We start from the raw sequence: 14,794 nt of genomic DNA on the forward strand, positions 1-14,794 counted from the left end.
TCAATTGCTCCTGCGCCGCAGTAGCTCGAGGAAGTAATCCCTCAGCTCGTCGCAAGGCAGCATGAAGTAACGCTCTGAAGTTCATTCACGATGTGATTGAAGTCAGTAGCCTTGTTCCTTGAAAACTAGATAATCGTAAGAAGAAGCAAGAAAACATCGAGTAATCGCCATTTTAGTTTTCTCTCTTAAGTAATTAAGAGAAATAACCTTTTAGGTTAAGTTAGAAAGGGCGCACGGTGAATGCCTTGGCACTAGGAGCCGATGAAGGACGGGACTAACACCGATATGCTTCGGGGAGCTGTAAGTAAGCTTTGATCCGGAGATTTCCGAATGGGGGAACCCACTGCTCGTAATGGAGCAGTATCTTTACCTGAATACATAGGGTATTGATGGCATACCCGGGGAACTGAAACATCTAAGTACCCGGAGGAAGAGAAAGCAAACGCGATTCCCTGAGTAGCGGCGAGCGAAACGGGACATAGCCCAAACCAAGAGGCTTGCCTCTTGGGGTTGTAGGACACTCAACATGGAGTTACAAAGGAACGGGGTAAATGAAGCGATCTGGAAAGGTCCGTCATAGAAGGTAAAAACCCTGTAGTTGAAACTTCGTTCCCTCCTGAGTGGATCCTGAGTACGGCCGGACACGAGAAATCCGGTCGGAAGCAGGGAGGACCATCTCCCAAGGCTAAATACTCCCTAGTGACCGATAGTGAACCAGTACCGTGAGGGAAAGGTGAAAAGCACCCCGGAAGGGGAGTGAAATAGTTCCTGAAACCGTGTGCCTACAAGTAGTCAGAGCCCGTTCATGGGTGATGGCGTGCCTTTTGTAGAATGAACCGGCGAGTTACGATCCCATGCAAGGTTAAGTTGAAAAGACGGAGCCGCAGCGAAAGCGAGTCTGAATAGGGCGAATGAGTATGTGGTCGTAGACCCGAAACCAGGTGATCTACCCATGTCCAGGGTGAAGTCCAGGTAACACTGGATGGAGGCCCGAACCCACGCACGTTGAAAAGTGCGGGGATGAGGTGTGGGTAGCGGAGAAATTCCAATCGAACTTGGAGATAGCTGGTTCTCTCCGAAATAGCTTTAGGGCTAGCCTCACGTAGTAAGAGTCTTGGAGGTAGAGCACTGTTTGGACTAGGGGCCCTCATCGGGTTACCGAATTCAGACAAACTCCGAATGCCAAAGACTTATCCGTGGGAGTCAGACTGCGAGTGATAAGATCCGTAGTCAAAAGGGAAACAGCCCAGACCACCAGCTAAGGTCCCAAAGTATACGTTAAGTGGAAAAGGATGTGGAGTTGCTTAGACAACCAGGATGTTGGCTTAGAAGCAGCCACCATTTAAAGAGTGCGTAATAGCTCACTGGTCGAGTGACTCTGCGCCGAAAATGTACCGGGGCTAAACGTATCACCGAAGCTGTGGATTGACACCATCAGGTGTCAGTGGTAGGAGAGCGTTCTAAGGGCGTTGAAGCTAGACCGTAAGGACTGGTGGAGCGCTTAGAAGTGAGAATGCCGGTATGAGTAGCGAAAGATGAGTGAGAATCTCATCCACCGAATGCCTAAGGTTTCCTGAGGAAGGCTCGTCCGCTCAGGGTTAGTCGGGACCTAAGCCGAGGCCGAAAGGCGTAGGCGATGGACAACAGGTTGATATTCCTGTACCACCTCTTTATCGTTTGAGTGATGGGGGGACGCAGGAGGATAGGGTAAGCGCGCTGTTGGATATGCGCGTCTAAGCAGTTAGGCTGGTGAATAGGAAAATCCGTTCACTGTGAAGGCTGAGCTGTGACAGCGAGGGAAATTTAGTACCGAAGTTCCTGATTCCACACTGCCAAGAAAAGCCTCTAGCGAGATAAAAGGTGCCCGTACCGCAAACCGACACAGGTAGGCGAGGAGAGAATCCTAAGGTGAGCGAGAGAACTCTCGTTAAGGAACTCGGCAAAATGACCCCGTAACTTCGGGAGAAGGGGTGCTCTTTGAGGTTCATAGCCTCGAAGAGCCGCAGTGAATAGGCCCAGGCGACTGTTTAGCAAAAACACAGGTCTCTGCGAAGCCGCAAGGCGAAGTATAGGGGCTGACGCCTGCCCGGTGCTGGAAGGTTAAGAGGAGGGGTTAGCGCAAGCGAAGCTCTGAATCGAAGCCCCAGTAAACGGCGGCCGTAACTATAACGGTCCTAAGGTAGCGAAATTCCTTGTCGGGTAAGTTCCGACCCGCACGAAAGGCGTAACGATCTGGGCACTGTCTCAACGAGAGACTCGGTGAAATTATAGTACCTGTGAAGATGCAGGTTACCCGCGACAGGACGGAAAGACCCCGTGGAGCTTTACTGTAGCCTGATATTGAATTTTGGTACAGCTTGTACAGGATAGGTAGGAGCCTGAGAAGCCGGAGCGCTAGCTTCGGTGGAGGCGTCGGTGGGATACTACCCTGGCTGTATTGAAATTCTAACCCGCACCCCTTATCGGGGTGGGAGACAGTGTCAGGTGGGCAGTTTGACTGGGGCGGTCGCCTCCTAAAGAGTAACGGAGGCGCCCAAAGGTTCCCTCAGAATGGTTGGAAATCATTCGTAGAGTGTAAAGGCACAAGGGAGCTTGACTGCGAGACCTACAAGTCGAGCAGGGACGAAAGTCGGGCTTAGTGATCCGGTGGTTCCGCATGGAAGGGCCATCGCTCAACGGATAAAAGCTACCCCGGGGATAACAGGCTTATCTCCCCCAAGAGTCCACATCGACGGGGAGGTTTGGCACCTCGATGTCGGCTCATCGCATCCTGGGGCTGTAGTCGGTCCCAAGGGTTGGGCTGTTCGCCCATTAAAGCGGTACGCGAGCTGGGTTCAGAACGTCGTGAGACAGTTCGGTCCCTATCCGTCGTGGGCGCAGGAAATTTGAGAGGAGCTGTCCTTAGTACGAGAGGACCGGGATGGACGCACCGCTGGTGTACCAGTTGTCTTGCCAAAGGCATCGCTGGGTAGCTATGTGCGGACGGGATAAGTGCTGAAAGCATCTAAGCATGAAGCCCCCCTCAAGATGAGATTTCCCATAGCGTCAAGCTAGTAAGAACCCTGAAAGATGATCAGGTTGATAGGTCAGAGGTGGAAGCATGGCGACATGTGGAGCTGACTGATACTAATCGTTCGAGGACTTAACCAAACGAAAAGCGGAAGCGTCCGCCTAGCAACGTATGGCCTGGAGGACTTTGACTGAGATAAAGGAAACACGAAGAGCGTAAGCGATTCGATGTTGACTTATCGTAGGGAGAAGACCGAAGGACACTAGTTGCTGGACGCTGGAGCTGGACAATTATTACTCTTGTTTACAAACTTCTTCTGCATTATCTAGTTTTGAGGGAATGAACCTCTAATTAAATAGTCTGGTAATTAAGGCGAGAAGGTCACACCCGTTCCCATACCGAACACGGAAGTTAAGCTTCTCAGCGCCGATGGTAGTTGGGACACGCGTCCCTGTGAGAGTAGGACGTTGCCAGGCACACAAAAGACAACCTGTAATGGGTTGTCTTTTTTGCGTCAGAAACAATCTAAAATCGTATGAGGATGGTGCTATTTATAGGGGCATCTCTTTCTTAAAGACAAACTTTATGTTTTAGCTAATCAAAATGTCTTTAAGAAGCTATCTTGAGGACAAAACCAGCTGGACCGAAGGCTAAAGTGTCTTTAAGAAGCCGTCTTGAGGACAAAACCAGTTGGACCGAAGGCTAAAGTGTCTTTAAGAAGCTGTCTTGAGGACAAAACCAGCTGGACCGAAGGCTAAAGTGTCTTTAAGAAGCTGTCTTGAGGACAAAACCAGCTGGACCGAAGGCCAAAATGTCTTTAAGAAGCTTTCTTGAGGACAAAACCAGCTGGATCGCAGGCCAAAGTGTCTTTAAGAAGTCGCCTTGAAGACAGAACTAGAGGCGCGCCTTATATAAACTAAACACCTCATCCCAATTCCACTTCTCGTAATACCAAGTTCCTAAATCAATCTGTTTAATCCAAAATCTTTCCTTCATACGATCATCGGGCTTAGAAACAAGAACATCCGCCTTATGTCTGTTGGTCCTTATCCACACGAGTTGCCGGCCTGTAAATTGTGGAATAAAGTCTCCTGCATTTTTAGGGGGGAAAGTCAGCTGACGCAGGTTCTTCGTTAAAATATTTAGGTCAAAGATACTTGGCAGTGGCCGTGTATTTACCTCAGTTAATTCACCTTCTTTGGAACGTGAAACATAAATATGCGCATTATTTTTCCAAAAGAAATCCCGGTCAGCATACCCAATGGGAGATAAATCCCCCACTTGAAAGGATGGGACAGTGACCGTCTTTAATTGTTTATTCTTCAGAGCCTCTCTGCCAACCCCAGCAATATAGCCGAGAACGCCTTTTGTAGGTGCCCAGCGGAACCAGTCCTCATCGTTTAACATGTCACCCAGCCTTTTAAAAGCTCGGCCATCCTCAGATAGCAGACAAAGCGTATTTGCATCTGCTGATAACGATGCAGTCGGGATTAATAGGAAACTAAGCCATTTCTGGTCATGGGACCATTTAAACTGACTGGTGCTAACATAGAATTCATCTTCTCCAACCGGAATCGTGAAAAAGTGCTTAACAGTTGGCTTGTGCCTGTTAACGGTTATTTTTTTCAAAATAATATCTGAATGTAGTTCCTCCCGTTCTCTTGAAGAGGCAATTAATCCTTTACCATCAGGGAGCCAAGAGAAATTTTCAATGTTTGGTGCCAGGGAAGTTACTAAGAATGGAATAGCCGGGTCCAAATTGACAACATATAACTGTTTGTTTATCAAAAAACTAATTCTATTATCTAGCGGTGCCCATTGGAAATTTGGATTTACATTTGTTTTAATTTTCATATGGTTGTTCATTTTAACATTGTATAACCACAAATCTCCACTGTAGGACAGCTCGTCCCCTCCCTTTAAGTAGGCAATCCAATTGCTATCGTTCGACCACTTGGGGTACCGTACCTTTTCTCCATGTGTTAATTGGCGTTCCTTGTTTCCCGTTTTCATCCATAAATCATCATTTCGGATAAAGGCAGCTTTCAGGTTATTGGAGGAATTATCAGCTAAGGCTATAGATGGGGACAAAATGGGTAATGTAATAAGAAGAATAATAATAAAAATGGGTTTTTTCAGCATCGTAACCATCCTTTTTTCCTAGAAGTAGTTGTTTTAGTTTATACAAATAATATAGAATCATCATGAATTCCCAAATAAAAAGTGCTACAGTGGTGGGAGTGTGTGAAAGGAGGAATTCTTATGTTAGAGAATAGCTTTATGATGGTAGCCATTATTCTGATCATCAACATTGTTTATGTATCCTTTTTTACAATCAGAATGATCTTAACTTTAAAAGGACAGCGTTACTTGGCCGCAGGATTGAGTATGATTGAGGTGGTTATTTATGTATTGGGCCTTGGCCTTGTCTTAAACAACCTCAATGAAATTCAAAATCTGATTGCCTATGCGGTGGGGTATGGCATTGGCGTAATTGTCGGTATGAAAATTGAAGAAAAGCTCGCATTGGGATATATTACCGTTAATGTGATTACGGCTGAATATGATAAAAATTTACCGAAGGAGCTGCGGGAAGAGGGCTATGGTGTTACAGACTGGGCGGCACACGGGCTTGAAGGCAATCGAATGGCACTGCAAATCTTAACGCCTAGAAAATTTGAATTAAAATTATACGATAAAATTAAAACCTTGGATCCAAAAGCATTCATCATTTCCTATGAACCAAAATCGATTCATGGCGGCTTTTGGGTCAAATCAGTGAAAAGAGGGAAGTTATTTTCATGAGCAAAAAAAAGCTGCAATTTGAGGTGCAGGAAAATGAAAGTATTGAGGAGTGTTTGAATAGAATGAAACAGCAAGGATATGCTCCTGTCCGCCGAACGGAAAAGCCTATTTTTCAAGAGGTGAAAAAAGCTGGCGAGACCGTTTATGAGCCAATCGGCCGGCAAATAGTGTTTGAAGCAAAGGTAATTGAGTAAAACACGAACAATATAGTGTTATATAAAAATAATTGTTCGACATATTGGTTGACAGCCAAACGAGTTGGTTGGTATGATAAGACTATCAGATGAACAACCAGTTTATTTTTACCCTCGTATATCCATGGGGATATGGCCCATAAGTTTCTACCCAATAACCGTAAATTATTGGACTATGAGGGAAAGTCAATATGTTCGGCAATTATAAAAGGGGTCGCCCCTTACTTTATTTAAACATGCCCGAACAAATGGCTTTCTCTTTCGCGAGAAGCTATTTGTTCGGGTATTTTATTTTGGAAAAAAAGGGGGATTTAAATGTCCATTCTTGTTGGCGTTATCATGGGAAGTAAATCGGATTGGGAAACCATGAAACACACATGTGACGTTCTAGACCAATTGGAGATTGCTTATGAAAAAAAAGTAGTATCGGCTCATCGAACACCTGATTTGATGTTTACATATGCAAAGGAAGCAAGAGATAGAGGTATAAAGGTAATTATTGCTGGGGCAGGCGGTGCGGCCCATCTTCCAGGGATGACAGCGTCGCAAACAACTTTGCCTGTCATCGGCGTCCCAGTACAATCACAATCCCTTAAGGGGTTAGACTCATTGCTGTCAATCGTGCAAATGCCTGGCGGTGTACCTGTAGCGACGGTCGCAATTGGCAAAGCGGGTGCGGTGAATGCAGGATTACTTGCAGCACAGATTCTAGCAATAAGTGACGACGAACTTGCTGGAAAAATTGAAGCACGAAGAGAAGCAACTAAACTAGAAGTGTTGGAAAGTAGTGATCAACTTGCCTAGCCAAACGATATTACCAGGAGCAATGATAGGAATTATCGGCGGCGGCCAGCTTGGCAGAATGATGGCATTGGCGGCAAAGGCCCAAGGCTTCCGAATTGCAGTGTTAGAACCAACGGCAGATTCACCGTGCGGTCAGGTCGCGGATTTCGAGGTGATCGGTGCTTATGATGACCGAGAAGCGATCAGCAATTTGGCTGAACTCAGTGATGTGATTACGTATGAATTTGAAAACATTGATGCCGAAACATTATGCTGGCTGTGTGAACAGGCATATGTCCCACAAGGACCGAAGCTGCTAACCATTACACAAGACAGGATTAAGGAAAAAGCATCCATTCAAGAAGCAGGTGTGGAAGTTGCACCTTATGAAGTTGTAAGCAGTAGTGAGGATTTATTTTTAAAAATAAACACCATCGGTTACCCGGCTGTTTTGAAAACGGCGAGAGGCGGCTATGATGGCAAGGGACAACTCGTAATTAGGGAAAAGCAGGATTTAGCCAAGGCTGACCCCCTTTTAAAACATGGTCCATGTGTTTTGGAAAAATGGATCCCGTTTGAAAAAGAAATATCCGTTATCGTAACTCGAAAGCTTGATGGAGAAACAGCCTTTTTCCCAGTGGCGGAAAACATTCACCGAGATAATATTTTAGATAAAACGATTGTACCGGCCCGAATTCCACAAGTTTTGCAAACTGAAGCTGTCCAGCTGGCAAAGAAGCTGGCGGATTCGTTACAATTAGTCGGGACGCTTGCTGTCGAGATGTTCCTTTGTGGTGACGGAACCATTTATATAAATGAATTGGCCCCACGGCCGCATAATTCTGGGCATTATACGATTGAAGCTTGCGAAACGTCCCAGTTTGAGCAGCATATCCGCGCTATTTGCAATTGGCCGCTAGGAAGTACGGAGCTATTAAAACCAGCCGTTATGGTCAACCTATTAGGTGAGCATCTTGAAACACTCTATAAAGAAATTCCGACTACGAATGACTGGAAGATTCATTTATATGGTAAAAAAGAGGCAAAGACCAAACGAAAAATGGGTCATGTGACGATTTTACGAGAGAACGTGGAGACAGCACTTGCAGAAGTCAAAGAAAGCCGTATCTGGGATACAGAATAAAGAAAAGATGGGGGATAAAACATGATTGATCGCTATACACGCCCGGAAATGGGTGCTATTTGGACGGAGGAAAACCGCTTTAATGCCTGGCTCGAGGTAGAAATTCTTGCATGTGAAGCATGGGCCGAGCTAGGGGAAATTCCAAAAGAAGATGTTAGAAGACTCCGTGAAAATGCTTCTTTTAATATTGACCGGATTAAAGAAATTGAAGAAGAAACCAGACACGATGTCGTTGCCTTTACCCGCGCGGTGTCGGAAACATTGGGTGAAGAGCGGAAATGGGTTCATTACGGCTTAACCTCAACAGATGTTGTTGACACGGCATTATCTTATGTGTTGAAACAAGCCAATGCCATTTTAATCAAAGACATCGAGAACTTTATCGAGATATTAAAAAATAAAGCAAAAGAAAACAAACTGACGGTAATGATGGGTCGGACACATGGTGTGCATGCTGAGCCAACCACTTTTGGTTTGAAAATGGCTTTATGGTATGAAGAAATGAAACGCAACCTAGATCGGTTTAAACAGGCAGCAGCGGGTGTGGAGTTTGGAAAAATTTCTGGTGCAGTCGGCACCTATGCTAATATTGATCCATTTGTCGAACAGTATGTGTGCGAAAAATTAGGTCTTGGCGCAGCGCCTATTTCAACCCAAACTTTACAACGCGATCGCCATGCTCACTATATGTCAACGATTGCCTTGATTGCGACATCGATTGAAAAGTTTGCCGTTGAAGTCCGTAGTTTGCAAAAAAGTGAAACCCGTGAGGTCGAGGAGTTTTTTGCAAAAGGACAAAAAGGTTCATCCGCGATGCCGCATAAGCGGAATCCAATTGGCTCGGAAAATATGACGGGGATGGCCCGCGTGATTCGCGGTTACATGCTGACAGCCTACGAAAATGTGCCGCTTTGGCACGAACGTGATATCTCTCATTCTTCGGCAGAACGGATTATTTTACCGGATGCGACAATTGCTTTGAATTATATGTTGAACCGCTTCGGAAATATAGTGAAGAACCTTACCGTTTATCCAGAAAATATGAAGCGCAACATGGACCGTACCCTAGGGTTAATTTACTCGCAACGTGTTCTGCTTGCACTGATTGATAAAGGACTATCCCGCGAAGAATCCTATGATACTGTTCAGCCAAAGGCGATGGAGGCATGGGAGAAACAAGTACCATTCCGCAGCTTGATCGAAGCGGAAGAAAAAATCACCTCATTACTTTCACCGGCGGAAATCGCCTATTGCTTTGACTATAACTATCACCTCAAACATGTCGATATGATATTTGAGCGGTTAGGGTTGAATGAATAAGATTTTATGTGCTGGAAGAGGTACGGTCGCTAAGGGAGGTCCTAAGCGACCGAAGCCGATGAAAAAGAGGGTAGTCGGTCGTTAAGAGAGGTCCTAAGCGACCGAAGCCGATGAAAAAGAGGGTAGTCGGTCGCTAAGAGAGGTCCTAAGCGACCGCAGCCGAGAAAAAAAAGAGCCTACGGTCGCTAAGAGAGGTTCAAGTGGCCGATGACCTAGTTTTCCCCAAAAACAGAGGGGCATCATTCATTCCTTCCCCTCTGCTATCTCGAAAATTCCCAATATTCCGAATAAGGAGCGGTTCACGATGAAAGAATTACTTTATGAAGGAAAAGCGAAATGTATTTACGCAACAAACACGGAAGAAGAAGTTCTCGTTAAGTACAAAGATTCCGCCACCGCTTTTAACGGCGAGAAAAAGGCAGAAATTACGGGCAAAGGCCGTCTCAATAACGAAATTACTAGTTTGCTATTTTTAAAGCTTAAAGAACAGGGAATCGAGTCACATTTTATCAAACGAATTTCTGAAACAGAGCAACTCGTAAAAAGGGTAACAATTATTCCGCTTGAAGTGGTTGTTCGCAACGTTGCTGCAGGGAGCTTTTCAAAAAGATTGGGAATTGAAGAAGGAAATCCATTATCCACACCTATCGTGGAGTTTTACTTAAAAGATGATGCACTTGGTGACCCGCTCCTTACAATTGACCACATCTTAGAACTACAAGTGGCTACCGCTGAGGAAGCAGCCATTTTACGTGAAAAGGCACTTCAAATTAATGCAGTTTTATCCAGCTTTTTCAATGACCTAGGCATTCGCCTTATAGATTTTAAATTAGAGTTTGGCAAGGACAGTGAAGGCCGAATTTTATTGGCAGATGAAATCTCTCCAGATACTTGCCGGCTATGGGACCAGGCCACGAATGAAAAGCTCGATAAGGATGTATTCCGCCGGGATTTAGGTAGTTTAACAGATGCATATGAAAATATTTTAGCGAGATTAGGAGGACATCAGCATGTATAAAGTTAAGGTATTTGTAACATTAAGGGAAAGTGTGTTGGATCCACAAGGGAAGGCTGTTACCCATTCCTTACATTCCTTAAACTACCCACAAGTGGCAGATGTTCGCATCGGTAAATATATGGAGCTGACAATTGAAGAATCTGACCGTGATATAAACGAAGTAGTCAATGAAATTTGTACTAATCTTCTTGCAAATCCTGTTATTGAGGACTACCGATACGAAGTAGAGGAGTGTGTTACACAGTGAAGTTTGCTGTCATCGTGTTTCCGGGATCCAATTGCGATGTTGATATGTACCACGCCATTAAGGACGAACTTGGCGAAGATGTGGAGTATGTTTGGCATGATACGGATCATTTAGATGAGTTTGACGCTATTTTACTTCCGGGCGGATTTTCTTATGGAGATTACTTGCGTACGGGGGCCATTGCCCGGTTCAGCAAAGTGATGAAAGAGGTTGTCAAGGCGGCAGAAGCAGGAAAACCGGTTCTAGGTGTCTGCAATGGATTCCAAATTCTCCTAGAGGCAGGATTGCTGCCAGGTGCCATGCGGCGGAATGAAAGTCTTTCATTTATTTGCAAGCCTGTTGAACTTAAGGTAGAAACAAACGAAACCATGTTTACGGCTGAATACCAACAAGGGCAGACCATCACCATTCCTGTTGCACACGGTGAGGGAAATTATTATTGCGATGAAGAAACGCTTGCGAAACTAAAAGCGAATCATCAAATTGTCTTTACGTATCAGCAAAATCCGAATGGCAGTTTAGAAGATATTGCGGGGATTATCAATGAAAAGGGTAATGTCCTTGGGATGATGCCACACCCTGAGCGGGCAGTGGATCAACTTTTGGGCGGTGCCGACGGACTAAAGATGTTCCAATCGATTGTGAAAATGTGGAGGGAAGCACATGTTGTTAACGCTTGAACCAAATCCGAATCAGATTAAAGCAGACAAAATATATCAGCAGATGGGTTTGTCCGACGAGGAATTCGCACTGATTGAAAACATTCTAGGACGTACACCAAACTATACCGAAACAGGCCTTTTCTCCGTTATGTGGTCGGAGCATTGCAGCTATAAAAATTCTAAGCCAATCTTAAAAAAATTCCCTGTTACAGGATCCCGTGTTCTGCAAGGACCTGGCGAAGGCGCGGGAATCGTTGATATTGGCGATGAGCAGGCAGTGGTTTTTAAAATCGAAAGTCATAACCATCCCTCGGCAATTGAGCCTTATCAAGGCGCGGCAACTGGTGTAGGCGGGATTATCCGTGATGTATTTTCAATGGGGGCTAGGCCGATTGCGATGTTAAACTCGCTTCGTTTTGGGGAACTTGATTCGGCCCGCGTCCGCTATTTATTTAAAGAAATTGTTGCTGGGATCGCCGGTTATGGGAACTGTATCGGCATTCCGACGGTTGGCGGCGAAATCCAGTTCGACCCATGCTATGAAGGAAATCCACTTGTGAATGCCATGTGTGTCGGCCTCATCGACCATAAGGATATCAAGAAGGGTCAGGCCCATGGGGAGGGCAATACGGTGATGTATGTCGGGGCAAAAACAGGCCGAGACGGTATTCATGGGGCCACTTTTGCTTCAGAAGAATTAACCGAACAATCAAGCGAGGATCGTCCTGCCGTGCAAGTAGGCGACCCATTTATGGAAAAATTACTGCTGGAGGCATGCTTAGAATTGATTCATTACGATGCCCTGGTTGGGATTCAAGATATGGGGGCAGCGGGACTGATTAGTTCATCTGCAGAAATGGCTAGTAAAGCCGGAATGGGCCTTGAGATGAATTTAGACTTAGTTCCACAGCGTGAAACAGGGATGACCGCTTATGAAATGATGTTGTCGGAATCCCAAGAGCGAATGCTGATTGTCGTGAAAAAAGGAAGAGAACAGGAAATCGTGGAGCTTTTTGAAAAATACGGCTTAGAAGCTGTAGGGATTGGAACAGTTACGAGTGATAAACAAGTGCGCCTTTTCCATAAAGGAGAAATCGTGGCTGATGTTCCCGCTGATGTACTAGCCGAGGATGCACCGGTTTACCACAAACCATCAAAAGAGCCAGGTTATTTTGCAGAATTCCAGACCATGGAGAATGTTGTTCCACAAGTGGATGATTTGAAGGAAACATTAGTAAGACTTTTAAGCCAGCCTACGGTAGCTAGCAAAGAATGGGTTTATGAGCAGTATGACTATATGGTTCGTACAAATACGGTTGTTTCCCCGGGATCTGATGCTGCCGTTGTAAGGATTCGCGGTACACGTAAAGCGTTAGCAATGACAACGGATTGTAATTCCCGTTATGTCTATTTAGATCCAGAAGTGGGCGGAAAAATCGCTGTCGCCGAGGCGGCCCGGAATATTGTTTGTTCTGGTGCAGAACCGTTAGCGATTACAGATAACCTCAATTTTGGCAATCCGGAAAAACCAGAAGTGTTCTGGCAGATTGAAAAAGCGGCTGATGGCATGAGTGAAGCCTGCCGTGTCCTGGAAACTCCAGTAATTGGCGGAAACGTGTCTTTATACAATGAAACGAGCGGAACAGCTATTTACCCAACACCTGTTGTCGGAATGGTTGGTTTAGTAACCGACATAGACCATATCACAACGCAGTACTTTAAACAGGCGGGCGACCTCATTTATTTAGTGGGAGACACCAAGGATGAATTCGGCGGAAGTGAGCTCCAAAAGCTATTGAACGGACGGGTCTTTGGTAAAGCCCCTGAATTAAATATCGAGATTGAAAAAGAAAGACAAAATCAAGTTTTAGCAGCGATTCGTGCCGGTTTGGTGCAATCAGCACATGACCTTTCAGAAGGCGGCTTATCCGTGGCATTAGCCGAGTGTCTGTTTGCAAATAAACAGCTGGGAGCGAACGTGGCAATTGACGGAAGCCCTGTCTCCGCTTTATTCAGTGAAACACAATCTCGGTTTCTATTAACAGTGAAAAAAGAACATCAGCATGAGTTTGAAAGGTTAGTAGATGCAGCTCAAATCGGCTCTGTTACTGATACAGCGAAGTTACAAATTACAAACGGTGAGTCAACCGTACTGGAAGCTTCCATTGAAGAATTGAAAGCTGCCTGGAAAGGAGCTATCCCATGCTTCCTGAAATAAAGGGATTAAATGAAGAGTGCGGCATTTTTGGTGTCTGGGGACATAAAGATGCTGCCCAATTAACGTATTACGGACTGCATAGCTTGCAGCATCGCGGCCAAGAGGGAACTGGCATCGTCGTCAATGACGGGAAGGCCCTTAAAGTGGTAAAGGGTGAAGGACTGGTGACCGAGATCTTTACTGCCAATGTGATGAAAGAACTAACCGGAAATTCAGCGATTGGACACGTTCGCTATGCAACCGCAGGCGGGGGAGGATATGAAAACGTCCAGCCGCTCTTGTTCCATTCGCAAACTGGCAGTCTTGCTCTTGCTCATAATGGAAATCTCGTTAACGCTAATTCCTTGAAATACCAGCTCGAAGGACAGGGAAGTATTTTTCAAACAAGCTCTGATACGGAAGTTTTGGCCCATTTAATTAGAAGAAGCGGCTATCCCCATTTTAATGATCAAGTTAAAAATGCCCTTTCCATGTTAAAGGGGGCCTATGCCTATCTAATTATGACGGAAAATGAGTTAATGGTGGCACTTGACCCCCATGGCTTAAGACCTTTGTCACTCGGCTGTTTGGGTGATGCTTATGTTGTTGCGTCTGAAACATGTGCGTTTGATGTGATCGGGGCAGAATACATCCGCGACATTATGCCAGGCGAGTTATTAATTATTAATGATAACGGTCTAACGTCTGAACGATTTGCCTTGAGTACGACCAAAGCTGTTTGTACGATGGAATATATTTATTTTTCAAGACCGGATAGTAACATTCATGGCATCAATGTGCATACGGCCCGCAAAAACATGGGAAAACAATTAGCGATGGAAGCACCGATTGAAGCAGATGTTGTTACCGGGGTTCCAGATTCCAGTATTTCAGCCGCGATTGGCTATGCGGAAGCAACAGGGATTCCCTATGAAATGGGTTTGATTAAGAATAAATATGTCGGCAGGACGTTTATCCAGCCTTCACAAACGTTAAGGGAACAAGGGGTAAAAATGAAATTATCCGCTGTCCGGGGTGTAGTCGAAGGCAAACGGGTAGTGATGGTCGATGATTCGATCGTGCGCGGAACAACCAGTCGAAGAATCGTGAGGATGCTAAAAGACGCGGGAGCAACAGAAGTGCATGTCGTCATTAGTTCACCGCCGATTAAAAATCCTTGTTTTTATGGGATTGACACCTCTTCGAAGGAGGAGTTAATCGCATCTGATAAATCAGTTGAAGAGATAAGAGAACTGATTGGAGCGGATTCCTTAACCTTTATCAGCGTAGGAGGCATGATGAAGGCTCTTGGCCAGGAAGGCACAAATGGATATTGTCTGGGCTGTTTCACTGGGAATTATCCAACGGAAATCTATCCTGATACACTTCAATATTATTATCAAAAGGGGTGACC

At 45.3% G+C, this 14,794-nt stretch carries 11 protein-coding genes, 2 rRNA genes and 1 riboswitch; of the genes, 12 read left to right on the plus strand and 1 reads right to left on the minus strand.

Annotated elements, in window-relative coordinates:
* The first annotated feature begins 213 nt into the window (after positions 1-213).
* Together AC4E8C_RS01930 and rrf are read left to right on the plus strand one after the other, a co-directional pair.
* Positions 214-3,150: ribosomal RNA gene (locus AC4E8C_RS01930) — 23S ribosomal RNA — on the plus strand.
* Positions 3,151-3,369: 219 nt separating this feature from the next.
* Positions 3,370-3,486 (plus strand): 5S ribosomal RNA (gene rrf, locus AC4E8C_RS01935).
* 418 nt (positions 3,487-3,904) lie between these two features.
* Here rrf and AC4E8C_RS01940 read toward each other — a convergent pair.
* Positions 3,905-5,152, minus strand: a complete 1,248-nt coding sequence (locus AC4E8C_RS01940; protein WP_490209816.1) for a TolB family protein — start codon at positions 5,150-5,152, stop codon at positions 3,905-3,907.
* Between the two features lie 120 nt (positions 5,153-5,272).
* Between AC4E8C_RS01940 and AC4E8C_RS01945 the strand changes: the two genes are divergently transcribed.
* The 10 genes from AC4E8C_RS01945 (at position 5,273) to purF (ending at position 14,792) form a co-directional block, all read left to right on the plus strand.
* A complete protein-coding gene (locus AC4E8C_RS01945; protein WP_490209818.1) occupies positions 5,273-5,815 on the plus strand; it encodes a DUF2179 domain-containing protein in 543 nt (180 codons plus the stop codon).
* The gene (locus AC4E8C_RS01950; RefSeq protein WP_490209820.1) at positions 5,812-6,009 is read left to right on the plus strand and encodes an NETI motif-containing protein; all 198 of its coding nucleotides are present in this window, start codon (positions 5,812-5,814) and stop codon (positions 6,007-6,009) included. Before AC4E8C_RS01945 ends, AC4E8C_RS01950 begins: the two co-directional genes overlap by 4 nt.
* A gap of 94 nt (positions 6,010-6,103) precedes the next feature.
* Positions 6,104-6,205: riboswitch (purine riboswitch) on the plus strand.
* 119 nt (positions 6,206-6,324) lie between these two features.
* A complete protein-coding gene (gene purE / locus AC4E8C_RS01955) occupies positions 6,325-6,813 on the plus strand; it encodes a 5-(carboxyamino)imidazole ribonucleotide mutase (RefSeq protein ID WP_490209822.1) in 489 nt (162 codons plus the stop codon).
* Positions 6,806-7,936, plus strand: a complete 1,131-nt coding sequence (gene purK, locus AC4E8C_RS01960) for a 5-(carboxyamino)imidazole ribonucleotide synthase (RefSeq protein ID WP_490209824.1) — start codon at positions 6,806-6,808, stop codon at positions 7,934-7,936. Before purE ends, purK begins: the two co-directional genes overlap by 8 nt.
* A gap of 21 nt (positions 7,937-7,957) precedes the next feature.
* Positions 7,958-9,256, plus strand: a complete 1,299-nt coding sequence (gene purB, locus AC4E8C_RS01965) for an adenylosuccinate lyase (RefSeq protein WP_490209826.1) — start codon at positions 7,958-7,960, stop codon at positions 9,254-9,256.
* Between the two features lie 304 nt (positions 9,257-9,560).
* On the plus strand, positions 9,561-10,274 hold the full coding sequence (purC, locus tag AC4E8C_RS01970) for a phosphoribosylaminoimidazolesuccinocarboxamide synthase (protein ID WP_490209828.1): 714 nt from the start codon (positions 9,561-9,563) through the stop codon (positions 10,272-10,274).
* Positions 10,267-10,521, plus strand: coding sequence for a phosphoribosylformylglycinamidine synthase subunit PurS (gene purS / locus AC4E8C_RS01975; RefSeq protein WP_490209830.1), 255 nt, complete (start codon positions 10,267-10,269; stop codon positions 10,519-10,521). The genes purC and purS overlap by 8 nt, the downstream gene beginning before the upstream one ends.
* Positions 10,518-11,201 carry a phosphoribosylformylglycinamidine synthase subunit PurQ gene (purQ, locus tag AC4E8C_RS01980; protein WP_490209832.1) on the plus strand — a complete coding sequence of 228 codons (684 nt, stop codon included), beginning with the start codon at positions 10,518-10,520 and terminating at the stop codon, positions 11,199-11,201. Before purS ends, purQ begins: the two co-directional genes overlap by 4 nt.
* Positions 11,185-13,401, plus strand: a complete 2,217-nt coding sequence (gene purL, locus AC4E8C_RS01985; RefSeq protein ID WP_490209833.1) for a phosphoribosylformylglycinamidine synthase subunit PurL — start codon at positions 11,185-11,187, stop codon at positions 13,399-13,401. The genes purQ and purL overlap by 17 nt, the downstream gene beginning before the upstream one ends.
* Positions 13,386-14,792, plus strand: coding sequence for an amidophosphoribosyltransferase (purF, locus tag AC4E8C_RS01990; RefSeq protein WP_490209835.1), 1,407 nt, complete (start codon positions 13,386-13,388; stop codon positions 14,790-14,792). Before purL ends, purF begins: the two co-directional genes overlap by 16 nt.
* Positions 14,793-14,794: the final 2 nt, after the last annotated feature.

The sequence above is a fragment of the Neobacillus sp. SRL179 genome (assembly GCF_984799095.1).